This is a genomic window from Rathayibacter sp. AY1D9 (genome assembly GCF_002932395.1).
GTDB lineage: Bacteria > Actinomycetota > Actinomycetes > Actinomycetales > Microbacteriaceae > Rathayibacter.
Map to the genome: position 1 here is coordinate 140,508 of NZ_PSVQ01000003.1, position 25,476 is coordinate 165,983.

A 25,476-nucleotide genomic window follows, 5' to 3' on the forward strand; every position below is an offset into this window, starting at 1 on the left:
GTGGCCGAGACCACCGGCACCCCGCTCGAGCTCGCCATCGGAGGGATGACCTGCGCCTCCTGCGTCGCGCGGGTCGAGAAGCGCCTCGACGCGCTCCCCGGCGTCCACGCGACCGTCAACCTCGCCCTCGAGCGCGCGACGCTGACCCTCCCGCCCGGCACGACTCCGGCCGACGCGATCGCCGCCGTCGAGGCCGCGGGCTACAGCGCGACGGTCCCCTCCACCGGCGAGGCGGCTCCCGCGGAGGAGCAGGAGGAGCAGAGCGACGACGACCGCGAGCGGCGCGCCCTGCGCACCCGGCTCCGCGTCTCCGCCCTGCTCGCCGTGCCGGTGGTCTTGCTCTCGATGATCCCGCCGCTGCAGTTCGCGAACTGGCAGTGGCTGTGCCTCGCCCTCGCCTCACCGGTCGCGGTCTGGGGCGCGCTCCCCTTCCACCGCAACGCCTGGCGGGCGCTGCGGCACGGCTCCACCACCATGGACACCCTGATCAGCCTCGGTGTCAGCGCCTCCTTCGCCTGGTCGGTCTGGGCTCTGTTCCTCGGCGACGCCGGGCGGCCCGGCATGAGCATGCCGTTCGAGCTGCTGGGCAGCCGCTCCGGCCACGACGAGATCTACCTCGAGGTCGCCGCCGCCGTCCCCGTCCTCGTGCTGGCCGGCCGCTACCTGGAGGCGCGGTCGAAGCGCGACGCCGGTGCGGCGCTCCGGGCGCTCCTCCGCCTCGGCGCGAAGGACGCCGTGCGCGTCGCCGCCGACGGGCAGGAGGAGCGCGTGCCCGCGTCCTCGCTCGCCGTCGGCGACCTCCTCCGCGTGCGCCCCGGCGAGACCGTCGCCGCCGACGGCACCGTGCTCGAGGGCTCGAGCGCGATCGACGCGAGCATGCTCACCGGCGAGAGCGTGCCGGTCGAGGTCGGCCCGGGCTCGACCGTGACCGGCGGAGTGCTCAACGCGCACGGCTTGCTCACCGTCCGCGTCGACCGCGTCGGCTCCGAGACCACGCTCGCGCGGATGGGCCGCCTCGTCTCGGACGCGCAGGCCGGCAAGGCGCGCGTCCAGCGGCTCGCCGACAGCGTCTCCTCCGTCTTCGTGCCGGTCGTGGTGGTGCTCGCCCTGGCCACCCTCGCCGGCTGGCTGATCGCCGGCGCCGACCTCGCCGCCGCCGTCTCTCCCGCCGTCGCCGTCCTCGTCGTCGCCTGCCCGTGCGCGCTGGGCCTGGCCACCCCGACCGCCGTCCTCGTCGGCACCGGCCGCGGCTCCCAGCTCGGGATCCTCCTCCGCGGGCCGGAGGTGCTCGAGGCCGGGCGCCGGATCGACACGGTCGTGCTCGACAAGACCGGCACGCTCACCACCGGCGCCTTCCAGGTCGTCGAGTCCAGCGACGACGAGAGCCTGCGGATGCTCGCCGCCGTCGAGCGCGGGTCGGAGCATCCGCTCGCCGCAGCGATCGTGGCCGGGGCCGCGCACCTCGACGTCCCCGAGGCGACCGGATTCCGCTCCAGCGCCGGGTTCGGCGTGCGCGCCCGGGTCGAGGGCCGCCTGGTCGTCGCCGGCCGGCTGCGCTGGCTGGAGGAGCAGTGGGGCTTCGCGCCGGGCGGTCTCGCCGAGCGCGCCGAGCGAGCGACCGCCGAGGGCGGCACCGTCGTCGGCGTCGGCTGGGAGGGGGCGCTGCGCGGCTTCGCGGTCCTCCGCGACGAGCCGAGGCCGGAGGCGTCCCGCACCGTCCGCGCCCTGCGCGAGCGGGGCCTGCGGGTGATGGTGCTGACCGGCGACAACCCGCGGGCGGCGCAGGCCGTCGCCTCGGCCGCCGGCATCGACGAGGTCGTCGCCGAGGTGCTGCCGGAGGAGAAGCTCGCCGTGATCGAGCGCCTCCGTGCGGAGGGCCGCCACGTCGCCTTCGTCGGCGACGGTGTGAACGACGCCGCCGCGCTGGCCGCCGCGGACGTGGGGATCGCGATGGGCGCCGGATCGGACGCGGCGATCGAGGCGAGCGACATCACCCTCGTCGGCGACGACCTCGGCCGGGTGCCCGACGCCCTGCGCCTCGGGCGCCGCACCCTCGCGGTCATCCGGGGCAACCTCTTCTGGGCCTTCGCCTACAACGTGGCCGCGATCCCGCTCGCGGTGGCCGGACTCCTGGGGCCGCTCGTGGCCGGCGCCGCGATGGCGTTCTCGAGCGTCTTCGTCGTGCTGAACAGCCTGCGGCTGCGGTCGTTCCGCTGAGTCCCGGCGGGCCGTCCGGAGTTCCCTCGCGGAGCTCTTGACGGCCCGCCCGCGGATGGCGAGGGTGAGCGCATGAGCCTCTTCATCACCTGCCCGGTCGACGACGTCGAGCGCGCCACCGCCTTCTACACCGCGCTCGGCTGGACCCTGAACACCGAGATGTCCCGCGAGGACGTCTCCTGCTTCGCGATCGGTCCCGACACGTCCGTCATGCTGGCGAGCCGCGCCATGTACGAGAGCGTCGGCGCCACCGAGGAGCTGATCGGCGCCCCCGGCACCCCCTCGAAGGTGACCGTCTCGTTCGACCTCGACAGCCGCGCGGCCGTCGACGAGCTCGTCGAGCGGGCCGCCGCCGCGGGAGGCCGGATCGGCGACACCGACGACTACCCCTTCATGTACCAGCGCCAGTTCGACGACCTCGACGGCTACCACTACTCCCCGTTCTCGATGAAGCCGGGCGGCGACGCGGCGGAGTGACGGGGCCGCGCGGACTCACTCCGCGTGCCGCAGGCGGTGCCGCCGGACCGCGGCCCGGTTCGCGCAGCGGACGGAGCAGTACCGCTGCCGGCCGTTCCGCGTCACGTCGACGACGACGTTCCGGCAGTGGTCGCCCGGCGCCCGACCGGCCTCGCACCGCAGGAGGCGGCTCATCCCCCGGGTCGTCAGGTGCAGCGCCGTGCCCACCGCGATGACGGCGTGGAGGACGTGCGCCAGGGACTGGTCCTGGTCGCGGTAGTGCAGGTGCCAGCCCTCGTCGTCGTGGTCGGTCAGGCGCGGATACGCGGCGATCGCGGCCATCTGGCGGTTCAGCGACGTCGCCCGGTCGCTCGGAGTCGGCGCGTCGACCACTTCCAGCCACTCGTCGATCACGTCGCGCGTCCGGGCGTGGTCGTCCGGGCCGGACTCGAAGGCCATCGTCATGCCGTATTCGCGCGTTCGAGCCTCGATGCCCTCGCGGTCGGACGGCCAGTCGTTCGCGAGGGAGGCGGCGAGCAGGACCGCGTACTCGCCGTAAGGGTTGAGCTGCATAAGACCATGACAGCACAGTGGCTCCCATGCGCACCTCCACACCCTCCCCGCACCCCTCCGAGCCGCTCGCCCCCGCCGTCGATCCGCACGAGCACGGCTGGACGACCGAGTCGGCCCACCGGACCAGCGAGGGCGTCGTCGTGTACGTCCGCTGCGCCGGCTGCGGCACGCGGCGCGTGGACGTGCGGACCGGGCACCAGGATCCCCCTGCCGCTCTCAGCCGCGTCCTGCCCGCCTCCGACCACCGCTCGCGGGGTGGAGCAGCGAGCGGCCGCGGGAGGATGAGGGCATGATCGCCGACCTGACCCTCCCCTGCGACGCCGGCCCCGAGGAGAGGAGCCTCCTCCTCCGCCGCGCGGTGCTCGACGACCTCCCCGCGCTCGTCCGGCTCCTCTCCGACGACCCGATCAGCGCCGGGCGCGGAGACGTCGCCGCCGAGGAGGACGGGGCCGCCTACGAGTCCGCCTTCCGGAGCATCGCGCAGGACCCGGGCAACGATCTCGTGGTCGCGATCGACCGCACCGGAGCCGTGGTGGGCACGCTGCAGCTGACCGTGATCCCCGGGATGGCGCGCCGCGGCAGCTCCCGCCTGCTCGTCGAAGCGGTCCGGGTGGCGAGCGCCGAGCGGTCGGCCGGGATCGGCACGGCCCTGATGCGCTGGGTGCTGGACATCGCTGCGATCGAGCTCCGCACGCCGCTCGTCCAGCTGACCTCGGACGCCGCCCGCACCGACGCCCACCGCTTCTACCTGCGCCTGGGCTTCGTCGACTCGCACGTGGGCTTCAAGCGCCGCGTCGAGCTGCCGGGCTCGTAGCGGCGGTGCGGGCCGCCCGTCCGGACGCCCGATCGGCTGTCCCCGCGAGCACGGCCGGCCCAGGAATGGACGATCCGAGCGGAGGCCCGGACGGCACTGCTCGCCTCTCCCCGGCCGACGTGATTGGCTGGCCCGATGAGAACCGAGACCCGTCAGGGCGTCCCCCTCCTGCTCGTCGACGACGACGGAGGCGCGCTCTCGACCCCGGACGACGCGATCGCGCTGATCGGCGAGACCTACGGCGGCGACGTCGAGACGATCGTGGTGCCCGTCGGCCGGCTCGACCCCGAGTTCCTCCGCCTGCGCTCCGGCATCGCCGGCGAGTTCGTGCAGAAGTTCGTCTCGTACGGCAAGCGGCTGGTGATCCTCGGCGACGTCAGCGGGCCGGTGGCGGAGTCGAGCGCGCTGCAGGCCTTCGTCATCGAGTCGAACCGCGGCGACCACCTCTGGTTCGCCGCCGACCTCGAGGCGCTCGACGCCCGCCTCCGCAGCTCCGGCACCGCGACCGAGCCCGGCGCCGACGGCGGAGTGGAGCCGACGCCCGGCCCCGCCCGCTGATGCCCCTGCTCCAGCCCGGCCCCGACGGCTCTCCACCCGAGGTCGACGGTCCGGTCCGCCTCCTCCTGCTCGCCGACACGCACCTCCCGAAGCGGGCGAAGGCCCTCCCGGACGAGGTGTGGCGCGCGGTCGACGAGGCCGACCTGGTCGTGCACGCGGGCGACTGGGTCGACGAGGCGACGCTGGACGCGCTGGAGGAGCGGGCGGCGCTCCTGCTGGCCGCGTGGGGCAACAACGATCCGGAGCCGCTGCGCGCCCGCCTGCCCGAGGTCGCGCGCGCCCGCGTCGCCGGCCTCGACGTCCGCGTGGTGCACGAGACCGGAGCGGCGACCGGCCGCGAGACCCGCGCCGACGCCGCCCATCCGGGTGCCGACGTGCTCGTCTTCGGGCACAGCCACATCCCCTGGGACACCATCTCCCCGGCGGGTCTCCGCCTGCTCAACCCGGGCTCCCCGACGGATCGGAGGCGCCAGCCGGCCTGCACCTTCCTGACGGCCATCGCCGACGACGGAGTGCTCCGCGACGTGCACCTGACCGCCCTGCCGCTCCGGGCACGAACCATTCCCGGCGGCGGCGCAAGGGGGTCACAGAGCATTTAGGTCGGCCTAAGCTCACCTGGATGAGCAGCTCACACGACCACCCCGACTCCGCGCACCTGCGCCCGGAGGGTCTCGACGACGCCACCGTGGCGGCGCTCGGGAAGCTCTCGGAGGCGCTCGAGACGGTCGAGCACGCCCGCGGTCTGCTCTACGGCTTCCACCGGCTCACCGGCGCGGCCGACCTCGCTCTGGGCGAGGCCGTCGACGCGCTGCGCGAGGCCGGCCACGCCGCGACCGCCGAGCGGATCGAGGCCGAGCTCGTCGGCCGCAACGTCATCGAGGGGCGCTGGACCTTCCAGATCGTCGAGGACTACGACGACACCTACTACGCCGCGTTCCGGGAGCAGGAGCGCGCCGCGCGCGACGAGCTCGCAGGCGGACGCCGCCACCTCTTCGAGTCCGAGATGAAGGAGGACCGCCGCTCCGGCGGCCGCCGCCACCACGAGTCGCGCCCGGAGGCGGGCTCGTGAACGCCGTCATCCGGATGCACGCCTCGTCGCTGCGGGTCAAGGCGGTCACGCCGGGCCGCGGCGGACGCGGCACGCCTCCCGAGCCCGAGGCGACGATGCGGCGCACCACGCTCAGCATCGACGGCCGCCGCTTCCTCCTCGCCGTCTCCCTCGACACCGAGGAGCTCGAGAAGCGCCTGGTCGAGGCCGTGCGCAACCGCGGCGACATGGTGAGCTTCACGGTCGCCGGCGAGCGCGAGGTCTGCGTGCTGGTCTCCCCGGGCGTCGCGGTCATCCTCGAGCACGAGGACGTCCCGGTCGAGGATCCGGACGCCGAGGACGCGCCGATCCTGTACGACGACGTCGAGTACCTGACCTGATCCGTCGGCGGCCGGTCCCGGCCGCCGGTCCGGGCGCGGCCTCTCGACTCGGGTCGTCCGTCCGCTCAGACCGCCCCGGTGCTCGCCCACAGGTGGAACGCCGCGTGCGCCCGGTGCGGCCGCCATGCCTGCGACGCCGCCTCCGCCTCCGCCGTGCTCACCCGGCCGAGCGCCTTCCGCAGCACCAGGTCGCCGGCGGGAAAGGCGTCCGGATCGCCGAGGAACCGGAGCGCGAGGTAGTCGGCCGTCCACGGCCCGATGCCCGGGATCGCGAGGAGCGCGCGCCGCTGCTCCGGCAGGTCGCCCGCGCGGTCGAGCACGGGTCCGGCGGCGAAGGCCTCGGCGACGGCCCGGACCGTCCGCGCCCGGGCGTTGGTGATCCCGATCGCCGAGCGCAGCGCCTCGAACTCCGGCGCGAGCAGGGCGGCGGGTTCGGGGAACGCCAGCAGACCGCGCTCCCCCGGGGCGCCGAAGGCCGCGGCGGTCCGTCCGCCGAAGGTCCGGGCCGCGGCGACGGACACCTGCTGGCCGAGGACCGCCATCACCGCCGCCTCGAACGCCTCCGGGTACTGCGTCGCGCGCAGCCCCGGTCGGGCCGCGACGGAGCGGGCGAGCAGCGGGTCCCGCGAGAGCTCGGCGCCGATCGCCACGACGTCGGAGTCGAGGTCGAACCAGGCACGGACGACCGCGGCCGCCGGCGTCAGCACGTCCGGCTCCGCCTCCACCCGCAGCCCGGTCTCCGTCACCTCGAGCGCGATCGGCCGCGGCGCCCCGTCGAGGGCGAGCAGGCGCTCCAGGCGCCGGCCGTCGGCCGAGACCCGCTCCACTCCGGGGAGGGCGTGGTTGCGGAGGAGGCTCGCGGCGCCGGCGGAGTCGAAGGGCCCGAGGGCCGGCAGGTCGAGGGAGGACGTCTCGTTCAGGGGAGCAGGACCGTCTTGCCGCGCGCGCGGCCCGACTCGACGAGGGCGAGCGCGGTGGCCGCCTCGGTCAGCGGGAAGGAGGGCCCGAGCACGACCTCGAGCTCCCCGCGACCGGCGCGGTCGAGCAGGCCCGGCCGGGCGGCGTCGCGGAGCGCGGTGCCGGGATCGGCTCCCGGTCCGCCGCCGAGCATCAGGATCCCGCCGAGGCGGGCGGCGTGCTCGAAGCCGGCGACGGTGGCGATGCGCGAGCGGTCGGCGACCAGAGCCACCGAGGCGTCCAGCGCCTCGTCGGTGCCCGCCGTGTCCAGCGCGACGTCGACGCCGCCGGGGGCCAGGAGGCGCACGCGCTCCTCCAGCCCGGCGCCGTAGCGGACCGGCTCCGCGCCGAAGCGGCGGACGACCTCCTCGCCGCGCTCGCTCGTGGTGCCCAGCACCCGTGCTCCGCGGGCGACCGCGAGCTGCACCGCGAGCGAGCCGACGGCTCCGCTCGCCCCGTGCACCAGGACGGTGTCCCCGGAGGAGACGCGGGTGGCCTCGACGAGGTGCTCGGCGGTCGTCCCGGCCAGCAGCAGGCCCGCGGCCGCCGCCCAGCCGAGCCCGGCGGGCTTGGGCAGGACCGCGCTCGCGGGCGCGACCAGCTCGGCGGAGTAGCCGCCGGAGACCCGGAACGCCACGACCTCGTCGCCCACGCGGATCTGGCCGAGCGGCCCCTCGGCCCCCACTCCGACCGCGGTCACGACTCCGGAGACCTCGCTGCCCGGCCGGACCGGCACCCGACCGCGCCCGAACATCCCGCGCAGGAGCTTCGCATCGGCCGGGTTCACGCCCGCGGCGCGCACCGCGATCCGCACCCTGCCGGGCGTCGGCTCCCCCGGATCGACCTCGACGGCGCGCAGCGCCTCCGGCCCGTCGAATCCCTCGGCCTGCATCGCGACGACCATGCGTCCGCCTCCCGTCCCCGGGCGCCTGCGCACCCGAGCGCGACGCTAGCAGCAGCGTCCGATCCCCGGACCCCCTGCGGAGAGCGCGGCAGCCGACCGAGAACGCCCGTTCTGGTAGCGCCTACCATGGAGGGATGTCCCCGATCCTCGACGAGCGCCCTCCCCGCGAGGCGATCCTCGCGGCCGCCGACCGGCTCTACTACGAGCGCGGCATCCAGTCCGTGGGGATGGACGAGCTCCGCACGGCCGCGGGCGTCTCGCTGAAGCGCCTCTACTCGGAGTTCCCGAGCAAGGAGTCGGTGGTGGTCGCCGTCCTGCACGGCCGGCACGAGCAGTGGACCCTCGGCGTGACCACCCGGGTCGCCGCGGCGGACGGACCTCGCGGCAAGCTGCTCGCGATCTACGACTTCCTCTTCGACTGGTTCTCCGAGGACTCGTTCCGCGGCTGCGGCTTCATCAACGCCTTCGGGGAGCTCGGCTCGTCGAACCCGATGGTCGCCGAGATGGCGCGCGACCACAAGGAGACGTTCCAGCGCTTCCTCGCGACCCTCGCCGAGGAGGCGGGAGGCGGCGCCGAGCTCGCCGCGCAGCTCGCGATCCTCGCCGAGGGCGCCCAGACCACCGCGGCCATCGCCGGAACCCCGGAGGCCGCCCTGCACGCGCGTCGCGCCGCCGAGATCCTCATCGACGCGGAGACGCGCCCCGTCTGAGGCACGCCGCGCGCGGGATCAGGCCTCGCCGCCCCCGGGCGGGCCGACCACCAGCAGCGCCGCGAAGACGACGGCGACCAGAGCCAGGACCAGCGCCCCGGCGAGCACGGGCCGCGCGAGCGCCCAGCGGAGGAGCCGGCTCGTCACGCGCCGGTCGCGCGGGTCGTCCGTGGCGTGCGTCCGCCACGGGCCCTCCAGCAGGCCGCGGCGCTCGAAGCCGCGCTCCAGCGGGACCGTCGCATAGGGCACGACCGCGCTGACGACCGCGAGCGCCGTCGCGCCCGCCGACCACCGCTGGTTCACCGCGAGCACCAGGGCCGCGGCTCCGTAGGCGAGGAACGCGAACCCGTGGATCGGCCCGGCGACGCTCACCGGCCAGTCGCCGGCTCCGGCCGCGTACTTCAGCAGCATCCCCACGATCAGGAGAGTCCAGGTCACCGCCTCGACGATCGACAGCAGGCGGAAGAGGCGGCGCGGGCTCATGGGATCGGCTCCGTTCGGTCCGCGGCGAGGCGGCTCGGGGTCGGTCGAGGGTCGCCCGGAGCCTACGGGAGCACGCTCACGAGGAACCTGAGCGGACGAGGACCGCTCGGGGCGCTCAGCCCAGCCAGCCGGTGAGCGAGAGGGCCGTCACCGCGCCGACCAGGCCCGCGGCGACGAGGGCGACCGTGCCCGTGACTCCGCTGCGGGAGGGGGCTGCGGCGGGGCCGCCGGCCAGGCGCGCCCAGAGCCGGCGTGCCACCTCCTCGGCGGAGGGGCGGTCGGCCGGATCGAGAGCGGTCATCGCGGTCAGCAGCTCGCGCCACTCCGCCGGGACCGTCTCCGGGACGACGGGCGCGTGGTGGAGGCGCTGGATCGAGATCTCGAGCGTCGTGCCGGTGTAGGCCCTGCGGCCCGAGACGGCCTCGAGGAGGACCAGACCGAGCGAGTAGACGTCGGACTCCGGTCCGACCGGGCCGGAGCCGAGGCTCTCGGGGCTGAGGTACGCGGCGGTGCCCACCAGCACGTCGGAGCGGGTGAGCCGGGCGTCGTCGACCGAGCGGGCGATCCCGAAGTCGCTGAGCTTGGCCTCGTGCGCGGAGAAGCCGGATGCGGTGGCGCGCGAGCGGACGAGGACGTTCTCGGGCTTCACGTCGCGGTGGAGGACGCCCTGCGCGTGCAGGTGCGCGAGAGCATCGGCCACCTGGGCGCCGACCTCCGCGATGAGTCGCTGGTCGCCGGAGGCGAACCAGTCGGCCGCCGGGTCGCTGCGGTCGAAGTACTCGAGGACGAGGAACGCGAGGTCGCCCTCCTCGCCGGGGATCTCGCCCTGGTCGAGGACGTCCACCACGGAGGCATGGCGCGAGTCGATCAGGAAGCGGATCTCGCGCTCGCGACGCGCCCGCTCGTTGGGGGTGTCCGGGACGTCGCGGTGGACCTTGACCGCGACCTGGCGGGCGAGGCGGAGGTCGCGGGCGCGGTAGACGACAGCGCTGCCACCCTCCCCCACCCGCTCGAGCACGAGGTAGCGACCGGCCAGGGTGGATCCGACCAGCGGATCCACGACGTCGGAGGGGAGCAGCTGCAGGCGGTCGAGTTCGTCCAGCACGGGCAGCTCCCTTCGCGAATGAGTCACTAGCTCGTCTAACTAGTAGTCCCTTCGTAGTGGTCGCCGCCCTTTCGGGCAAGCACCTCGGGGGAGGTTGGCTTGTCTAGATGTTCTTGCTACGAGACTGTCTAGACTGTTCGGCATGGATGAGGTCACGCTGAAGCGACCCGGGGCCTTCTGGTTCTCGGGTGAGGCGACCGAGCCCGGAGCGGTGGAGGTCCTCGCCGCAATGCGCGCCTTCCGGACGGCGGAGGCCGCGATGCGCCGCCGGACCCGCGGATCCATGGGCATGGGCGAGAACGACCTGCTGGCCGTGCAGTTCCTCATGCGCCGCCAGCAGAAGGGCGTGCACGTCAGCCCGAAGGACCTGGCCTCCTACCTCGGCATCTCCTCCGCCTCCACGACCGTGCTGATCGACCGGCTGGTCAAGAGCGGGCACGTGGTCCGGGAGCCGCACCCGAGCGACCGCCGGGCCATCCGCATCGTCGCCACCCCCACCTCCCACCGCGAGGTGCGCGAGACGCTCGACGAGATGCACCGCCGCATGCTCGAGGCGGCCGAGACGCTCAACCCCTCCGAGGCCGGGACCGTCATCCGCTTCCTGCAGACGATGCGCGACATCGTCGAGCGCCCGGCCGACTCCGAGACGGTCGACGCCGCCCAGGAGCTCGCGGGCGAGCCGATCGGCGAGTACGCCGACGGCGTGCTGGAGCAGCGCCGCGCCTGACGCGCGTCCACGCGGCCGTGGCCGTGCGTCCCCGAGAGTTCACTCCGAGGGACTTCTGCCGCGCCCCGGGTCCGTCGGAGAATCGAGGCGACCGGCGGCGATGGACAGAAAACGCAGTCCGCGACGTAAGTAGCTAGCTCAACTAGTAGGAAGTCTTTCTAGCGATATAGAGTGACGGACGTCAGCCACTCGCACGTCAGATCGGAGCACACCATGGGCAACATCCTGTACGGCACTCCCCCCGCCGCCATCGAGGTCGAGGACCGCGCCCTCGCCCACCTCCAGATCGTCATCATCAACAAGTTCCGCCGCGACGAGCGCTTCCTGCTCACCCTCGACGCGAGCCCCCAGGCCGGCACCGGCCGCCGCGGCGTGTGGATGCACCCGACCATCCCGATCCAGTTCGAGTTCAAGGGCAGCCGCCAGCCCACGATCAACCCGGAGTGGGTCGAGGCCCTCATGGAGCGCGCGAACAGCGGCGCCGGCCTCCGCATCGTGCCCGAGCCGACGAGCAACGCCGCCGTCCCGCTGCGCCGCGCCGAGCCCGCCGCCTGACCCTCCGCGCCGGAGCCGCTCCCGATCAGGCTCCGCCGCCGCACACCGACACGACCCGCCTTCCCGCCCGGGAGGCGGGTTCCGTCGTCTCCGGGACTGAGAACCCCGGGAGCGCGCTCGCAAGTGGTTGACATTCCGCGCCACGGTCAGGGTCGCAGTCCTACACTGCTCCTGCGGCACGGGGTCGTTCCGGCGGGCTCGTCCCTGCTGTCGCACGCATGACCGGCCGCCGGCCGCTCGGGCCCCCCTCTCGAGCGACCGGCGGACGGCTGCGCGGCGCACCCGAAGCGCCGTCCGCGAGGTCCGCCGGAACCAGGAGCGGCCAGATGACCCACGGAACGAACAGCCTCACCACCACCGTCGACGAGGTGCGCCCGGGCGACCTCTTCTGCGCCGTCGTCGCCCACGAGACCGAGCAGTGGCGCGTCGTCGCCGTCCTCGGCATCCGCGTCCTCGCCGAGCGGGTCGCCGGAGGAGACCGCCGCAGCTTCACCCTCCGCTTCGTGCGCCACCAGCTCTCGCCGGACGTGCTCATCGCGAGGGGTGCCGCAGCGACGGCCTCTCCGGACTCCCGCCGCTAGAGCGCCGCCGTCGCCACGGCGGGCCGCGCCAGGCGGGCGAAGAGGCGGTCGAACACGACCCGCCGATCGAACTGCAGGGCGTACTCCCGGGCGGCCGCCGCTCGGCGTGCGCGATCGTCGGCGCTGAGCTCGAGGACGGCGTGATCGAGGAGCGCGGCGATCGTGTCCGGGCTGTCGACCGGGGTCACGAAGGCGTGCTCGCCGATCGCCTCGCCGATGCCGCCGGTCAGCGTGGTGATGATCGGCCCGCCCCCGGCGAGCATCTTCTCGGCCAGCGCGATGCCGAAGGTCTCGACGAACTCGGGCCGCGGCTTGCTCGGGAGCACGAACGCCGCGCAGCCCGCCATCAGGAAGGGCTTCTCCGCGTCGCCGACGTCGTCGAGGAAGCGGATGCGGTGCGCCAGCGGCGACGCCGCCGCGATCCGGCGCAGCTCCGCCTCCTGCGGACCGCGACCCGCGATGACGAGCTCGTGGCGCTCGTGGACGGCACTGCGCTCGTAACCCGTGATGAGGTCCTCCACGCCCTTCGCCTCGGTCAGGCGCGAGAGGAAGAGGACGTAGCCGTCGGTCCGGAGTCCGCGGGCCCGCACGACCTCCTCGACGACGCCGGGGTCGAGGTCGAGGTAGGCGTCCGCGTCGATCGCCGGGTAGGACACGGCGATGCGCTCCCGGCACTGCGGAGCGAAGCGCGTCCCGTGCGCGGCGTCGACGCGCTCCGCCTCCTCGATGATCAGGTCGCGCGTGTACTCCGACACCGCGACGCAGTGGTCCTGCGAGAGGTAGGAGGAGAGGATGTGGGCGGCGGCGCCCAGCCGGCCCTCCTCCACCGCCCGGCGAACCACGTTGGTGACGTCGGAGCCGACGGCCTCGGCGATCGTGGTGACCTCGACGGGGAGGCCTGTGCTCCAGGCGGCGCGGAGGGCGTCGGCCACGACGAGCGTGTGCGGGCTCAGGTAGAGCGAGAGGCAGACGGTCGGGACGCCGTCGGTGAACAGCTCGATCAGGCGTCCGGTCATCCCGGCCAGCCAGCGGCCGTCCGGGACCTTGTAGTCACCCACTGGTCCCGGCCGCTCCACGACGATGCCGTCGCTGTAGGGCAGCACGGCGTCGAGCGGCTTGAGCGGGAGGCCCGCGGCCTCGAGCCGGTCGATCGGCCAGGTGACGATCCGGACCTCGTCGAACCCGCGCTCCCGGGCGGTCTCGGCGAGATTGCGCGCTTCGACGGAGTGCCCGCAGATCACCGGATCGGCGCGGACGACGATGACGAGTCTGTTCTGCACGGTGTTCGCGTGCGTGCTCTGGTCCATGGGTCTCCTTCAGGGGTCGTCGGTCGGGTGCGGCGGCGGAGGCCGGACGCGCGGGGTCGGTGGTGGCGGGGGTGACAGCGAGCGGGGGTCAGTGCCGGCGCGCCGGCCACGAGGGCGGCCGGTGCTCGGGCAGGGTCCCCCAGTCGGAGGGCTCCGGACCGAGGTGCAGGAGCAGCTCGCCGCCGAGATGGAGGGCGGCCGCGGTCAGGACGCTCGTCAGGAGGGGCGCGCCGTCGAACTCGGCCGACTGCACGTACTGGACCGGCCCACCCGGCTCGGGCTCGACGAAGCCGGTGGTCCGGATCTCGAGGTCGGCCCCTCCGATCGCCACCGACGCGCGCGCGAAGCTCGGCGCGTTGACCAGCACCAGGCCCTGCCCGGCGACGGGGAACAGCCCGAGGCTCGCCCACACGTACCAGGAGCTGAGGCCGCCGGAGTCGTCGTTCCCCGGCAGGCCTCCCCGGCCCGCTCCGAACCGCTGGTGCAGCACGCCGTGCACGATCTCGGCGGTCCGGTCGGGCCGTCCCGCGTAGTGGTACGCCCACGGCGAGTCCATGTCGGGCTCGTTGTTGAGCCCCTCGAAGCGTCCGAGCTCGGCTCCCGCGAGCATCTCGCTCCGCTCGGGGCGCAGCCCGGGCTGGACGACCGGCTCGGCTCCGTAGCCGAAGAACTCGTCCAGCTGGGCGACGAAGCCCTCGTCCCCTCCGCTGAGGGTGATGCGCCCGGCCATGTCGTGCAGCAGGCGGAACGAGTAGTTGTGGCGGGTGCCCTCGTAGTACGTCGAGTCCTTGAGCAGGCCGGAGCGGAGGTCGAACGCGTTCACCCACTGCGCGGCGCGCTCCTCGAGCTGCTCGGCGAGCTCGAGATCGCCGACGTGGCGGGCCACGACCGCTGTGCACCAGTAGCCGTGCGCCAGGTCGAGCGTGTGGCTGATCGGGTGAGCCTCCCCCGCGGCGAGGAACTCCTCGCCGTACATCCGCTTGAGGTCCTCGCTCATGTGCACGAGAGCGGCGTCCCAGTCGACCCCGGGCAGCCCCAGCCGGCAGAGGTCGGCGAGGAAGGTGTGCGCGAGGGCACTGCCCTGGCGCGAGAACCGGTCGCTGCCCTTGGCCATCCGGTAGCCGATCGGGAAGTTGCCCTCCTCCTCGCAGATGGTGAGGAGCGCAGCCGCGATCTCGACCGCCCGCTCGGGCAGCAGCATCGTGAGCAGCGGGAGCTGAGTGCGGTAGATGTCCCACATCGTGCTGATGTCGAAGACGAAGGGTCCGTCCGTCGGCCAGAACGGGCTCTCGGAGGGAGCGAGGCACGGCTTGATCAGCGAGTGGTAGAGCGCGGTCGAGAAGACCGTCTCGCGCTCGGCGGACGGGGTGTCGACGGCGATCGTGCGCAGGCGCTTCCGCCACGTCTTGCGGGTGCGATCACGGCGCTGGTCGAACCCGGTGCCCGCAGGAGGGACGTCGCGATGCAGGTTCTCGCGGGCGCGGTCGGTGCCCCGCAGCGAGAAGCCCATCCGGAGCTCGACGGTCTGCCCGGCCGTGCTGGGTCCCGCCCACATCAGCCCGAAGGGGCGCAGCGTGGTGGGACGGATGTGGTCGAAGTCGAGCCGGGTCCCGCCGGGCATCAGCCGGCGGTCGTACCAGAGCATCTGCCGCCACTGCAGGGCGTCGCACTCCAGGTGCACCGCGAGCGGCGCCCCCTCCATCACGACCTCGCCGGCCGCGACGCCGGGCGAGATCGAATGCAGCTGCGCGCGCAGCGGCACCGTCGCTCCGCTCGGGATCGCCAGACCCCCGAGGGAGAGGTCGACCACCACGCGGGCGCTGCGGTGCTCGGGGAAGGTGTAGCGGTGCACCACGGAGGCGGGCCCGACGGTGAGCTCGGCCCGCACGCCGGAGGAGAGGGTCGCCGCGTAGTAGCCGGGCTCCGCCACCTCGTCCTCGAGGGCCCAGCTGCGCCCGAGCTCGTCGAGCGGCTCGAGCATCGGCGTGACCCGCAGGTAGTTGTAGTACTTGCGGATCGCGCCGGTGCCCGACTGCTGGAAGTGGGTGAATCCGCTCGCCTCGAGGCCGTCGTGGAGCGTCGGCGGGACCCCCTCGAGCGCGAGGTCGTAGCGGCCGTAGCCCGTCGGATAGGCGCCGGAGTAGGAGCACGCGGACACCATGCCGAGGGGGTAGGTGGCTCCGGGGTGCGTGTTCCCGATCTGCGGCTTCGGCGACCACCACGTCGCTGCGAGCCCCGTCGGCTCCGCGAGCGCGGTCGCCTCCGTGCCCAGGAACGGGTCCACCCGCTCGATCATCCGCTCGCCGCCATGCCGTGACGCTAGGCACGGCGGGGAGACGAGGGGTGTCGACGGGGTGTCCGGCGGACGACGGAGCGGCGACGGATGAGGGCCGACGGGCTAGGGGATCAGGCGCTCCGCGCGGTAGCGGTCGAAGAGCGCCCTGAACGAGTCGACCGTCCGGTGGAACGCCGTGAAGCCGGCGAGGCGGGACTTGCCGATGTCGGTGACGACCTCGAGGTTCCGGCCGAGGTCGGCGTCCGTGTGCCACCAGGAGGCGACGCGGGAGAGGTCGGGCTCGATCAGCCCGTGCTCGTCGACGAGACGCCGCCAGACGGGCTCGGCATCGGCCATCTGCTGCTCGAGCGGCTGCGGCTCCTCCCCCGGGCCGACCGGCTCGACGCCGAAGTGCTCAGCGATCCGGGTCCACATCCAGCGCCAGCGGAAGACGTCGCCGTTGACCACGTTGAAGGCCTGGTCGCGGCCCGCCGCCGACGTCGACGCCCAGAGCATCTGCTCGGCGAGGATCGTCGCGTCGGTCATGTCGGTGAGTCCGTTCCACTGCGTGAGCGAGCCGGGGAACACGAACGGGGTGCCCTCGGCACGGTGGATCGACGCCGCGACCGCGAGGGTCAGCCCCATGTTCATCGCGTTGCCGACGGCGTGCCCGATGACCGTGTGCGAGCGGTGCACCGACCAGGTGAACCCGGCGCGCCCGGCCGCGGCGAAGAGCTCGTCCTCCTGCGCGTAGTAGAAGTTCGGGGCGTCGAGGCGCTCCTCCTCCTCGTGGAACGGGGTGTCGGGCATCGTGCCCTGCCCGTACGCCTCGAACGGGCCCAGGTAGTGCTTGAGGCCGGTCACCAGCGCGACGTGCTCGACGGGAGCGTGCGCGAGCGCGGCGAGGAGGTCGCGGACCATGCCGCCGTTGACCGCGATGTTCTCCTCCTCCGTCGCCTGGCGCGACCAGGCGGTGAAGAAGATGTGCGTGGGGCGCTGGTCGGCGAGCACGCGGGCCAGGTCCTCGGCGGAGCGCAGGTCGGCGGCGAGCGGAGTGACGCCGGGGCGCGCGTCGATCGGGCGGCGCGAGAGCGCGGTCACCGGCCAGCCCTGCTCGGTGAGCAGGTCGACGAGGGCGGAGCCGCCGATGCCGGTCGCACCGACGACGAGGGCGCTGCGGGGGTCGGACGGGGGGACGGGAGTGGTGGAGGACATCCCCTGGGCCAACAGCCCCGGGGGCGAGGCATTCCCCGATCCGGGCGTCACGGAGGGACACCGGAGGTCACGGAGGGACACCGGGCGTCACGGGCGGACCGCGGACCGGGCTCCTCCCCTACCGTCGAGCACGAGCCGCCCGGGGTGGGCGCAGCGGAACAGGAGCCGACGATGACCGCGACCGATCTGCGGGCCGTGCCCGAGGTGGACTACGAGGAGCTGGCGGGGCGGTTCCGGCCGCTGTTCGCCGAGATCGCGGCGGGAGCGGCGGCGCGGGAGAGCGCACGCGAGCTGCCGGTCGCGCAGATCCGAGCGCTGGCGGACGCCGGGTTCGGCGCGGTGCGCGTGCCGCTGGAGTCCGGCGGGGCCGGCGCGAGCCTCCCCCAGCTGTTCCGCCTGCTGACGGAGCTGGCCGCCGCCGACTCCAACCTGCCCCAGGCGCTCCGCGGCCACTTCGCCCTGGTCGAGGACCGGCTGCTCGCGACCGACGGGACCCGCGAGCGCTGGCTCCGGCGCTTCACCGACGGCGAGCTCGGCGGCAACGCCTGGACCGAGGTCGGCACGGTCGCGATCGGCGACGTGCAGACGAAGGTCGCTCCGGTCGAGGGCGACCCGACGCGGTTCACGGTGACCGGCACGAAGTACTACTCCACCGGCAGCGTCTTCGCCGACTGGATCGACACCTTCGCCCAGCGCACCGACACCGGGCAGAAGGTGATCGCGATCGTCGACGCTCGCCAGGCGGGCGTCGAGCACGCCGACGACTGGGACGGCTTCGGCCAGCGCACCACCGGCTCGGGGACGAGCACCTTCACGGAGGCGGTGGTCGCGGCCGAGGACGTGATCGACTTCGAGACCCGGTTCCGCTACCAGACCGCGTTCTACCAGGCGGTGCTGCTGGCCGTGCTGGCGGGCTCGATCGCGGGGGCCGAGCGCGAGATCGCGGCCGAAGTGCGAGCGCGGACGCGGATCTTCTCGCACGGGAACGCCGAGTCGTTCGCGGCGGATCCGCAGATCCTGCAGGTGGTGGGGCAGGTCTCGGCCGCCGCCTACGCGGGAGCGGCGATCGTGGAGCGCGCGGCGGTCGCGCTGCAGCGGGCGCACGACGCGGCCCTCGACGGCGACCCGCTCGAGGACGAGCGGCAGAACGACCTCGCCGAGCTCGAGACGGCGCAGGCCCAGATCGTCCTGACGCAACTGGCCACCCGGGCGACCTCCGACCTCTTCGACGCGCTGGGCGCCTCCGGGGTGAGCACCCGCAAGAACCTCGACCGGCACTGGCGCAACGCGCGCACGGCAGCGAGCCACAATCCGTGGGTGTTCAAGGCGCGGATCGTCGGCGACCACGCGGTCAACGGCACCGTGCCGCCGCGGGTCTGGGCGATCGGCGCGGGGCCGAAGCGGTAGTCGCCTCTGCGCCGGCCGGGGGCGGTGGACAGCCGGCGAGGGCGGAGGAGAGGATCGAGGGGGCGGCGATGCGGCCGCCGCGGACGAGGGGGCTCGCGATGATCCGGACGACGACCGCGAGGGGCGCCGGTGCGCTGCTCGCCTGCGCGGCGGGGCTGCTCGCGCTGAGCGGCTGCACGGGAAGCGCCGAGGGGGGGACGGCCCCGACGACAGCTCCACCGCTGATCTCGAGCGCTCCGACGCCGAGCAGTGCCGTGCCGACCGCGAGCGCCGGCAGCGCGACTCCGCTGCCCACCGCGACCCCGGCCACCGCCCTGCTCCCCTGCGAGGACCTGCTCACGGCCGAGGAGGAGGCGTCGCTCGCCGAGAACGGCCTCGCCCTCTCGCCCGAGGCGACGGTCTACGACGTCGACTACCCCGTCGTGCAGGAGATCGCCGAGGACGGGGTGCTCTGCCGGTGGAGCGGCCAGGGCGACGTGTCGGTCGTGGTCGGGCAGCTGGCGGTCCCGGACGCGGAGTGGCCGGATCGGAGCGCCGCGCTCCTCGCGGATGGGTTCACCGCCGACGACACCGCGGCTCCGGGCTTCCTCGACGGGCCCGACGGACCGGACGAGAGCTACCCCGGCCGCGGCGTCCTCCACCGCGACGGCGTCCTCTACTACGTGAGCTACTCCGGGATCGTCGGCTCGATCGTGCCGCTCTCCGACTGAGGCGGCGGATCGACGACCCAGGGCGGGCGCCCGTGGTCGGCGCTGCTCCCCGTCGTCAGCTGCTCGCCGTGGTGGTCGAACGACAGCGGGACTCCCGCCTCGGCGCACTCACGGCCGATCAGGTCCATGGCGTTCCAGAAGTACTCGCTCGCTCGTCGATCCCCGGAGATCGCGGAGAGCAGATTGCTCGTGGCGAGACGAGCAGCGTCGGACGCGATCGAGTTCGAGGAGCTCTCGTCGAAGCCCTCGAGGGCTTCGCGAAACGGTGGACGCAGAACGGGATCGAGTTCCGGCGCGTAGTCGTTCCACGTGCGCTCGAGCGGGACACAGGGAGCGGCCTCCTGATCGCCTCCCGGCTCGGTGCAGCCCACGAGGAGCAGCACGGATACGAGTACCGCCGATGAGGCGGTCGTGCGGTCCACCATCGTTCATCGCTCGATGTGCATCGTCCCCGTCGTGACCCAGACCGCGCAGGCCTTCTCGCGATATTCCGGGGCACTGGTCTCGACGATGTGATCGCAGGTCGAGACGCCGGTGTACCACTTCACGCACCCCCCTTGAAACTCGTACTCGCAGTTCTTGTTCGGCTGAATCGGAGCGGCCGAGGCCACCTACGCCACGAGAACCGACGTCAGCGCCAGCGCGACGACAGCGAGACCGGACCCGAACCACATAGGACTCTTCATGACGTCTCCTCATTCGCCGGCAGATCCGCCGGGTCCTGGGACCGTATCCATCGCGGAGAGGGTGTCGGACGGTCGGCGCGAACTCGACACATCGAGGCGCGGGCCGGGCCCTCGAGAAGGGGTAGCGTCGACAGGTGCGATTCCCGTGGCGTTCCCGAGACAGCGAGCGACTGCCGCGGGACGTGCTCGTGCTGGGGGTCGTCGCCTTCTTCGTGATGCTGGGGTTCGGCGTCGTCGTGCCGGTGCTGCCGACCTACGTGCGCAGCTTCGGCGTCGACTACACGGCGGTCGGCGCGGTCGTCTCGGCGTTCGCGCTGATGCGGCTGGTCGCGAATCCGTTCGTGGGGCCGCTCGTCGACCGGTTCGGCGAGCGGGTCGTGCTCGCAATCGGCATCGGCATCGTCGCGCTCTCCTCGGCGCTGGTCGGCTTCGCCTCCGACTACCCGCACCTCCTCCTGCTGCGCGGAGTCGGCGGCATCGGCTCCGCGATGTTCTCCGTCGCGGCGATGACGCTCCTCCTGCGCACCGCGAGCCCGGAGCGGCGCGGCCGCTCGATCGGCTTCTACCAGGGCGGTTTCCTGCTCGGCGGCATGGCGGGCCCCGCGGTGGGCGGCGTGCTCACGGCGATCTCGCTCACCGCCCCCTTCTTCTTCTACGCCGGCACGCTCGCGATCGCGGGGCTCGTCGGGCTGATCCTGCTGCAGCGGCCGGAGCGCGACGCGGCACCGTCCGCCGCGGCGAGGACGAAGCCGCTGCGCGAGGTCGCCCGCGACCGCCGGTACCAGAGCGCGGTGCTGGCGAACTTCGCCCTCGGCTGGTCGGCGATGGGAGTCCGCGCGACGCTCGTCCCCGTGCTCGTCGTCGAGGGGCTCGGCGGGCAGCCCGCCTGGACCGGCATCGCGTTCGCGATCGCCGCGGTGGTGCAGACGATCGCGCTAGCGCCCGCCGGCCGCTTCGTCGACACGGTCGGCCGGCGCCCGGCGCTGATCGGCGGATTCTCCGTCGCGGCGGTGGCGATGCTGGCGATGCCGTTCGTCTCGGAGCTGTGGCTGCTCGTCGTGCTGCTCTGCGTCTACGGAGCGGCGGCCGCCTTCATGGGCACGGCCCCGGGTGCGCTGGTCGGTGACGCCGCGGGCGAGCGCGGCGGCAAGCCGGTCTCGGTGTTCCAGGCCGCGTCCGACCTGGGCGGCGTGATCGGGCCGCTGCTCGCAGGCGCTCTCGCCGACGCCGCATCGCCGACCGCGGCCTTCGCCTCCGCCTTCGTGCTGCTGGCGGCGAGCGCGCTGCTCGGCCTGCGGATCCCGCGCTCGCGGATCGCCTAGCTGTTCCGCCCGCGGGCGTCGACGGGCCAGACGGCGCCGCCGCCGTCGCGGAGGAGGACGCGGTACTCGTCGGCCAGGTTCACCGCGACGCAGACGTGGTTCGGCGCGATCCGCACCCGCGTCCCCACGGGCAGGTCGACACCGGTGATCGTCGCATGGTGCTCCGAGAGCACCGGGATGCGCGCCTCCGGGTGCTCCGGGAGGCGGCCGAAGCCGCTCGAGGCCGCGCCACGATCGGAGGAGAGCACCTTGCTGCCCGCGTCGGCGATCAGGTGGTCGCCGCGGCGGGACACGATCGTGGCGAGGACGGTGACGGCGATGTCCTCGGGCGTCATCGTGCCGATCTCCCACTGCTGGGCGTCGCCGAGGGCCGAGACCCCGGGGCGCAGCTCCGTGAGCACCGAGGAGTCGGCGAACGCGGCCGAGGGGGTCGAGCCTCCGCTGACCACGCGGGCCTCGACTCCGGACGCCGCGAGCGACGCGACCGCCTCGGCGAGCGCGCGCGCCTCGTCGCGGGCGGCCGCCGCTCCGTTTCCGGCCGCGTAGCTGTGGCCGGGGAAGGTGAAGACGCCGGCGACGTCGAGCCCGGCCGAGACGGCGGCCGCGGCGATCGCGCCGGCCTCGGCGGGGAGCACGCCGCTGCGGTGGTGGCCGGAGTCGATCTCGACGACGACCTCGAGCCCCTCGCGCTCGGGCAGGGCCGCGGCCAGGCGCTCGGCCGACTCCGCCGAGTCGACGCCGACCCGCACACGGGCGCTCGCGAGGACGTGGCGGAGCCGCCCGGCGCGCTCGGCGTCGACCCAGAGCGGGTAGGCGATGAAGAGGTCGCGGATCCCTCCCGCGGCGAAGACCTCGGCCTCCGAGACGGTCGCGACGGTGAGGCCGACGGCCCCCGCGGCGAGCTGGCGCCGGGCGATCTCGAGCGACTTGTGCGTCTTCGCGTGGGGGCGGAGCGCCAGGCCCCGCTCGCGGGAAGCCGCGGCGACGGCGGCGATGTCGCGGTCGAGTACCGCCTCGTCGAGCACCAGCGCCGGAGTGGCGAGAGCGTCGAGCACGGCGGAGCGGGCGGAGGAGTCGGCGGCGGCGGTATCGACGGTCACGCGCCGAGCCTAGGCCGCACCACCGGCCCGCGTCCGGCCGTCAGGGCGGCCTCGCGCCGGTCCGCCGCCGGTCATCGCGCCCCGAGGAAGGCCCCGCGGAGGGATCCCGTCGAGCACGACACCGCGTCGACCTCGGAGGCGGCCGCGCCGCACCGACACCGTCTTCCGGATCGCCCACCTCTCCGCCGGGACGCTCGCGACGACGCTCCTGGGCTTCGGCGTCGTCGGGCAGAGCCCTCTCGTCCACTGACCGTTCATCCGCCGCGGGATGCGGGGAGGACCCCGGCGCTGCCAGGCTGAGCGGATGACTCCGCAGTCCTCCCGCCTCCGGCCCTTCGGCCCGTCCGGCGCCACCGTCACCCGGCTGACCCTCGGCACCTCCTGGCGCCCCGAGCGCGTCGCCGACCTCGACCGGGTGCCGGCCCTCGAGCGCGTCCTCGACTCCGACGCCGCCACCCGCGCCGTCTCCGTCGTCGACACGTCCAACGAGTACGCCGGCGGCCACAGCGAGCGCCTGATCGGCGAGGCCCTGCTGGCCCGCGGCGGCGTCCCCGAGGGGATCACCGTGGTCACCAAGCTCGACCGCGACCCGAGCACCGGCAGCTACTCGGCCGAGCGGATGCGCCGCAGCCTCGACGAGAGCCGCGAGCGCCTCGGTATGGACGTCCTCCCCCTGCTCTACCTGCACGACCCGGAGCGCATCTCGTACGACGAGGCCTTCGCCGAGGACGGCCCGGTCCGCGCGCTCGTCGCGATGAAGGAGGCGGGCGTCGCCCTCTCGATCGGGATCTCGGGCGGACCCGCGCCGATGCTGCGCCACTACGTCGACACCGGCCTGTTCGACGCCGTGATCACCCACAACCGCTTCACGCTCGTCGACCGCTCCTCCGAGGAGCTGATCGACGCGTCCGTCGACCGCGGCGTGATCGTCGTCAACGCGGCGGTCTACGGCGGAGGCGCCCTCGCACGCTGGCCGGAGCCGGTCGCCTCCTACGCCTACCAGCCGGCGCCGCGCGAGATCGTCGACGCCGTCGCGGCGATGGGAGCGGCCTGCGACCGGGCGGGCGTGCCGCTCGCCGCCGCCGCGCTGCAGTTCTCGACGCGCGACCCCCGCGTGACGACGACGGTCGTCGGCGCCACCTCCGCCGAGCACTACGACTCCTTCGTGGCCGACGACGCGCTCGAGATCCCCGACGCGTTGTTCGAGGAGCTGGAGTCGCTCGCTCCGCCGAGCACCGTCTGGCAGGACGCGCCCGGGGCGACCTGGCCGCGCTGATCCGGGCATAGCCGGGCTCTTCTCCCGGTTGGAGCACGTGACCCCCTCCGCGAGATGCCGCCGCCGTACGCCCTCACCGGCGTATCGCGTACCGAAGCGGCGTTCCGCGGAGAAGCACGACAGGAGAGACATGACCGACACCGCCTTGTTCCAGCCGCTGACGCTCCGCTCGAGGACCGCGCGCAACCGCCTCTGGGCGGCACCGATGTGCCAGTACTCGGTGGAGGCGCAGGACGGTGTGCCCACCTCGTGGCACCTCGTGCACCTCGGCGGGCTCGCGCGCGGCGGATCGGGCGTCGTCATCGCGGAGGCCACCGCCGTCGTCCCCGAGGGGCGGATCAGCCCCTGGGACACGGGGCTGTGGAACGACGAGCAGCGCGACGCCTGGGCTCCGATCGTCGATTTCGTGCACGGACAGGGCGCGCTCGCGGGCGTGCAGCTCGCCCACGCGGGCCGGAAGGCGTCGACCTACCGCGAGTGGAGCGGACGCGGATCCGTGCCGCTGGAGGACGGCGGCTGGCCGACCGTCGCTCCCTCGGCCGTCGCGTTCGAGGGCTACGCGGAGCCGCGCGAGCTGGCCGCGGAGGAGCTGCCCGGCCTCGTCGAGGCGTTCCGCGCCTCCGCCCGCCGCGCCGCGGACGCCGGCTTCGACGTGATCGAGCTGCACGCCGCGCACGGGTACCTGCTCCATCAGTTCCTGTCGCCGCTCTCGAACACCCGCGAGGACTCCTACGGCGGCTCGCTCGAGAACCGGGCGCGCCTGCTGCTCGAGGTCGTCCGCGCGGTCCGCGCCGAGATCGGGGAGCTCGTGCTGCTGGTCCGCTTCTCCGCGACCGACTGGGCCGAGGGCGGCTGGACGCTGGAGGAGACGATCACCGTCTCGGAGTGGGCGCGCGCCGAGGGCGTGGACCTCTTCGACGTGTCGACCGGCGGACTCGTGCACGCCAGCATCCCGGTGGCGCCGCTCTACCAGGTGCCGTTCGCGCGCGACCTGCGGAAGGCGACCGGTGCGCTGGTCGGCGCCGTGGGACTCATCACCACGGCGGAGCAGGCGGAGGGCGTGGTCGCGAACGGCGATGCCGACGTCGTGCTGCTCGCCCGCGAGCTGCTGCGCGACCCGAACGCTCCGGTGCGGATGGCGCACGAGCTCGGCGCGGACCTGCCGGTGCCCCCGCAGTACACCCGGGCCTGGCGCTGAGCCTTCAACCGCGAGATGCCACCTGTGCGCACGCCTCGCGGCGTGTCATGTGCACAAGTGGCATCTCGCGGAGGAGAGCGGTCGGGCTCCCCGGAGGAGAACGTCAGCTCTCGGAGGGCTCCTCGGGAGCGTCCTCCTCGGGGTTGAAGTGCGAGTCTCCGGAGACCCCCACCGCCAGCCCGTCCTCGGAGTGCGGGATGGTCTCGTCGTCGCCGAGACCGTTCGCCTTCTTCTCGCCCTCGGACGAGGTGGCTGCGTCGGTCACGGCTCAGGCCTCGACGTCGCCGCGCCAGGCACCGTCGGGGGTGCCCTGCTTCTCGATGTACTCCTTGAAGTTGTTCAGGTCCTTCTTCACAGCGTGGCTGCCGGCGCCGACGAGCGAGCCGAGCGTCTCGAGGAAGCCCTTCGGCTCCCAGTCGAGCTGCACGGTGACGCGGGTCTCGGTGTCGGAGAGCTTGTGGAAGGTGACGACGCCCGCGTGGTCGGTCTCGCCGCCGGTGCTGTTCCACGCGACGCGCTCGTCGGGGTGCTGCTCGGTGATGTTCGCCTCGAACTCGCGCTCGACGGGGCCGACCTTCACCTTCCAGACGGTGAGGGTGTCGGTGACCTGCTGGATCGACTCGACCTCGTCGAGGAAGCGCGGGAACTCCTCGAACTGGGTCCACTGGTTGTAGGCGACGGACACGGGGACGTTGACGTCGACGGTCTCGATGATCTGCGGCACGGTGGTGCTCCTTGCTGTCTCACTCGGTGTGCGGCGTTCCGCTGCTGCGGTCGTCACGCTCGACGTTAGGCGGGAGCCGCCTGGGAGCGCACCGGGTTGCGGACTGCCCCGAACGTGGTAAGCGAGGGCGGTGCTCCGACGTGCGTGCCGAGACGGCTCCGGCCGGCGCCGAGCCCCTGCCGTGCGCG

29 protein-coding genes are annotated in these 25,476 nt (G+C 73.8%); 17 read left to right on the forward strand and 12 right to left on the reverse strand.

The window, feature by feature from the left end:
- Both C5C50_RS03170 and C5C50_RS03175 read left to right on the forward strand, forming a co-directional pair.
- Nucleotides 1–2,217, forward strand: a complete 2,217-nt coding sequence (locus C5C50_RS03170; RefSeq protein WP_258067617.1) for a cation-translocating P-type ATPase — start codon at nt 1–3, stop codon at nt 2,215–2,217.
- 72 nt (nt 2,218–2,289) lie between these two features.
- The gene (locus C5C50_RS03175) at nt 2,290–2,694 is read left to right on the forward strand and encodes a VOC family protein (RefSeq protein WP_104247008.1); all 405 of its coding nucleotides are present in this window, start codon (nt 2,290–2,292) and stop codon (nt 2,692–2,694) included.
- A gap of 15 nt (nt 2,695–2,709) precedes the next feature.
- Here C5C50_RS03175 and C5C50_RS03180 read toward each other — a convergent pair whose 3' ends face one another.
- Nucleotides 2,710–3,246 carry a CGNR zinc finger domain-containing protein gene (locus tag C5C50_RS03180; protein ID WP_104262385.1) on the reverse strand — a complete coding sequence of 179 codons (537 nt, stop codon included), beginning with the start codon at nt 3,244–3,246 and terminating at the stop codon, nt 2,710–2,712.
- Between the two features lie 26 nt (nt 3,247–3,272).
- Between C5C50_RS03180 and C5C50_RS03185 the strand changes: the two genes are divergently transcribed.
- From C5C50_RS03185 to C5C50_RS03210, 6 genes are all read left to right on the forward strand, one after another.
- Entirely contained in the window at nt 3,273–3,539 is a 267-nt protein-coding gene (locus tag C5C50_RS03185; protein ID WP_104272808.1) for a hypothetical protein, read from the forward strand.
- The gene (locus C5C50_RS03190) at nt 3,536–4,060 is read left to right on the forward strand and encodes a GNAT family N-acetyltransferase (RefSeq protein WP_104272809.1); all 525 of its coding nucleotides are present in this window, start codon (nt 3,536–3,538) and stop codon (nt 4,058–4,060) included. The genes C5C50_RS03185 and C5C50_RS03190 overlap by 4 nt, the downstream gene beginning before the upstream one ends.
- A gap of 135 nt (nt 4,061–4,195) precedes the next feature.
- Entirely contained in the window at nt 4,196–4,618 is a 423-nt protein-coding gene (locus C5C50_RS03195) for a DUF4180 domain-containing protein (protein WP_104225944.1), read from the forward strand.
- Nucleotides 4,618–5,217, forward strand: coding sequence for a metallophosphoesterase (locus C5C50_RS03200; RefSeq protein WP_104272810.1), 600 nt, complete (start codon nt 4,618–4,620; stop codon nt 5,215–5,217). The genes C5C50_RS03195 and C5C50_RS03200 overlap by 1 nt, the downstream gene beginning before the upstream one ends.
- A 20-nt stretch (nt 5,218–5,237) precedes the next feature.
- Nucleotides 5,238–5,687: a hypothetical protein gene (locus C5C50_RS03205; RefSeq protein WP_104224173.1), complete on the forward strand. Its 450-nt coding sequence runs from the start codon at nt 5,238–5,240 to the stop codon at nt 5,685–5,687.
- The gene (locus tag C5C50_RS03210) at nt 5,684–6,046 is read left to right on the forward strand and encodes a hypothetical protein (protein ID WP_104224172.1); all 363 of its coding nucleotides are present in this window, start codon (nt 5,684–5,686) and stop codon (nt 6,044–6,046) included. The genes C5C50_RS03205 and C5C50_RS03210 overlap by 4 nt, the downstream gene beginning before the upstream one ends.
- Before the next feature lie 65 nt (nt 6,047–6,111).
- On the opposite strand, the gene C5C50_RS03215 is transcribed toward C5C50_RS03210, so the two are convergent.
- Both C5C50_RS03215 and C5C50_RS03220 read right to left on the reverse strand, forming a co-directional pair.
- Nucleotides 6,112–6,966 (reverse strand): AlkA N-terminal domain-containing protein, encoded by an 855-nt coding sequence (locus tag C5C50_RS03215; protein ID WP_308471829.1) that lies wholly within the window; start codon nt 6,964–6,966, stop codon nt 6,112–6,114.
- Nucleotides 6,963–7,907, reverse strand: a complete 945-nt coding sequence (locus C5C50_RS03220; RefSeq protein WP_258067619.1) for an NADP-dependent oxidoreductase — start codon at nt 7,905–7,907, stop codon at nt 6,963–6,965. The genes C5C50_RS03215 and C5C50_RS03220 overlap by 4 nt, the downstream gene beginning before the upstream one ends.
- A 134-nt stretch (nt 7,908–8,041) precedes the next feature.
- Between C5C50_RS03220 and C5C50_RS03225 the strand changes: the two genes are divergently transcribed.
- The gene (locus tag C5C50_RS03225; protein ID WP_104224170.1) at nt 8,042–8,617 is read left to right on the forward strand and encodes a TetR/AcrR family transcriptional regulator; all 576 of its coding nucleotides are present in this window, start codon (nt 8,042–8,044) and stop codon (nt 8,615–8,617) included.
- Between the two features lie 18 nt (nt 8,618–8,635).
- Here the strand turns inward: C5C50_RS03225 and C5C50_RS03230 are convergent, their stop codons facing one another.
- Both C5C50_RS03230 and C5C50_RS03235 read right to left on the reverse strand, forming a co-directional pair.
- A complete protein-coding gene (locus C5C50_RS03230) occupies nt 8,636–9,100 on the reverse strand; it encodes a DUF3817 domain-containing protein (protein WP_104225947.1) in 465 nt (154 codons plus the stop codon).
- Nucleotides 9,101–9,215: 115 nt separating this feature from the next.
- Entirely contained in the window at nt 9,216–10,205 is a 990-nt protein-coding gene (locus C5C50_RS03235; protein ID WP_181133880.1) for a serine/threonine-protein kinase, read from the reverse strand.
- 142 nt (nt 10,206–10,347) lie between these two features.
- On the opposite strand from C5C50_RS03235, the gene C5C50_RS03240 reads away from it, so the two are divergent.
- The 3 genes from C5C50_RS03240 (at nt 10,348) to C5C50_RS03250 (ending at nt 12,068) form a co-directional block, all read left to right on the forward strand.
- Nucleotides 10,348–10,932 carry a MarR family winged helix-turn-helix transcriptional regulator gene (locus C5C50_RS03240; protein WP_104224167.1) on the forward strand — a complete coding sequence of 195 codons (585 nt, stop codon included), beginning with the start codon at nt 10,348–10,350 and terminating at the stop codon, nt 10,930–10,932.
- Nucleotides 10,933–11,145: 213 nt separating this feature from the next.
- Nucleotides 11,146–11,487, forward strand: coding sequence for an ATP-dependent DNA ligase (locus C5C50_RS03245; RefSeq protein ID WP_104224199.1), 342 nt, complete (start codon nt 11,146–11,148; stop codon nt 11,485–11,487).
- A 326-nt stretch (nt 11,488–11,813) separates the two neighbouring features.
- A complete protein-coding gene (locus tag C5C50_RS03250) occupies nt 11,814–12,068 on the forward strand; it encodes a hypothetical protein (RefSeq protein WP_104249747.1) in 255 nt (84 codons plus the stop codon).
- Here C5C50_RS03250 and C5C50_RS03255 read toward each other — a convergent pair.
- The 3 genes from C5C50_RS03255 to C5C50_RS03265 form a co-directional block, all read right to left on the reverse strand.
- Nucleotides 12,065–13,375: a glycosyltransferase gene (locus C5C50_RS03255; RefSeq protein ID WP_104249746.1), complete on the reverse strand. Its 1,311-nt coding sequence runs from the start codon at nt 13,373–13,375 to the stop codon at nt 12,065–12,067. The two genes, C5C50_RS03250 and C5C50_RS03255, sit on opposite strands and share 4 nt — an antisense overlap.
- An 88-nt stretch (nt 13,376–13,463) precedes the next feature.
- Nucleotides 13,464–15,659: a glycoside hydrolase domain-containing protein gene (locus tag C5C50_RS03260; RefSeq protein ID WP_258067621.1), complete on the reverse strand. Its 2,196-nt coding sequence runs from the start codon at nt 15,657–15,659 to the stop codon at nt 13,464–13,466.
- Nucleotides 15,660–15,773: 114 nt separating this feature from the next.
- Nucleotides 15,774–16,865, reverse strand: a complete 1,092-nt coding sequence (locus C5C50_RS03265; RefSeq protein WP_104272814.1) for an SDR family oxidoreductase — start codon at nt 16,863–16,865, stop codon at nt 15,774–15,776.
- 171 nt (nt 16,866–17,036) lie between these two features.
- Between C5C50_RS03265 and C5C50_RS03270 the strand changes: the two genes are divergently transcribed.
- Nucleotides 17,037–18,272: an acyl-CoA dehydrogenase family protein gene (locus C5C50_RS03270; protein ID WP_104225950.1), complete on the forward strand. Its 1,236-nt coding sequence runs from the start codon at nt 17,037–17,039 to the stop codon at nt 18,270–18,272.
- Nucleotides 18,273–18,370: 98 nt separating this feature from the next.
- The gene (locus C5C50_RS03275) at nt 18,371–18,982 is read left to right on the forward strand and encodes a hypothetical protein (RefSeq protein ID WP_104272815.1); all 612 of its coding nucleotides are present in this window, start codon (nt 18,371–18,373) and stop codon (nt 18,980–18,982) included.
- On the opposite strand, the gene C5C50_RS03280 is transcribed toward C5C50_RS03275, so the two are convergent.
- The gene (locus C5C50_RS03280; protein WP_104272816.1) at nt 18,940–19,407 is read right to left on the reverse strand and encodes a hypothetical protein; all 468 of its coding nucleotides are present in this window, start codon (nt 19,405–19,407) and stop codon (nt 18,940–18,942) included. The two genes, C5C50_RS03275 and C5C50_RS03280, sit on opposite strands and share 43 nt — an antisense overlap.
- 395 nt (nt 19,408–19,802) lie before the next feature.
- On the opposite strand from C5C50_RS03280, the gene C5C50_RS03285 reads away from it, so the two are divergent.
- On the forward strand, nt 19,803–20,990 hold the full coding sequence (locus tag C5C50_RS03285) for an MFS transporter (protein WP_258063596.1): 1,188 nt from the start codon (nt 19,803–19,805) through the stop codon (nt 20,988–20,990).
- Here C5C50_RS03285 and C5C50_RS03290 read toward each other — a convergent pair.
- The gene (locus C5C50_RS03290) at nt 20,987–22,090 is read right to left on the reverse strand and encodes an alanine racemase (RefSeq protein ID WP_258065966.1); all 1,104 of its coding nucleotides are present in this window, start codon (nt 22,088–22,090) and stop codon (nt 20,987–20,989) included. The genes C5C50_RS03285 and C5C50_RS03290 overlap by 4 nt on opposite strands.
- A gap of 304 nt (nt 22,091–22,394) precedes the next feature.
- Between C5C50_RS03290 and C5C50_RS03295 the strand changes: the two genes are divergently transcribed.
- The gene (locus tag C5C50_RS03295) at nt 22,395–23,366 is read left to right on the forward strand and encodes an aldo/keto reductase (RefSeq protein WP_104224159.1); all 972 of its coding nucleotides are present in this window, start codon (nt 22,395–22,397) and stop codon (nt 23,364–23,366) included.
- Nucleotides 23,367–23,496: 130 nt separating this feature from the next.
- Nucleotides 23,497–24,564, forward strand: coding sequence for an NADH:flavin oxidoreductase/NADH oxidase (locus C5C50_RS03300; protein ID WP_104254884.1), 1,068 nt, complete (start codon nt 23,497–23,499; stop codon nt 24,562–24,564).
- 103 nt (nt 24,565–24,667) lie between these two features.
- Here C5C50_RS03300 and C5C50_RS16835 read toward each other — a convergent pair whose 3' ends face one another.
- Together C5C50_RS16835 and C5C50_RS03305 are read right to left on the reverse strand one after the other, a co-directional pair.
- Nucleotides 24,668–24,829, reverse strand: a complete 162-nt coding sequence (locus C5C50_RS16835; RefSeq protein ID WP_167299017.1) for a hypothetical protein — start codon at nt 24,827–24,829, stop codon at nt 24,668–24,670.
- Nucleotides 24,830–24,832: 3 nt separating this feature from the next.
- Entirely contained in the window at nt 24,833–25,288 is a 456-nt protein-coding gene (locus tag C5C50_RS03305) for an SRPBCC family protein (protein WP_104224157.1), read from the reverse strand.
- Nucleotides 25,289–25,476: the final 188 nt, after the last annotated feature.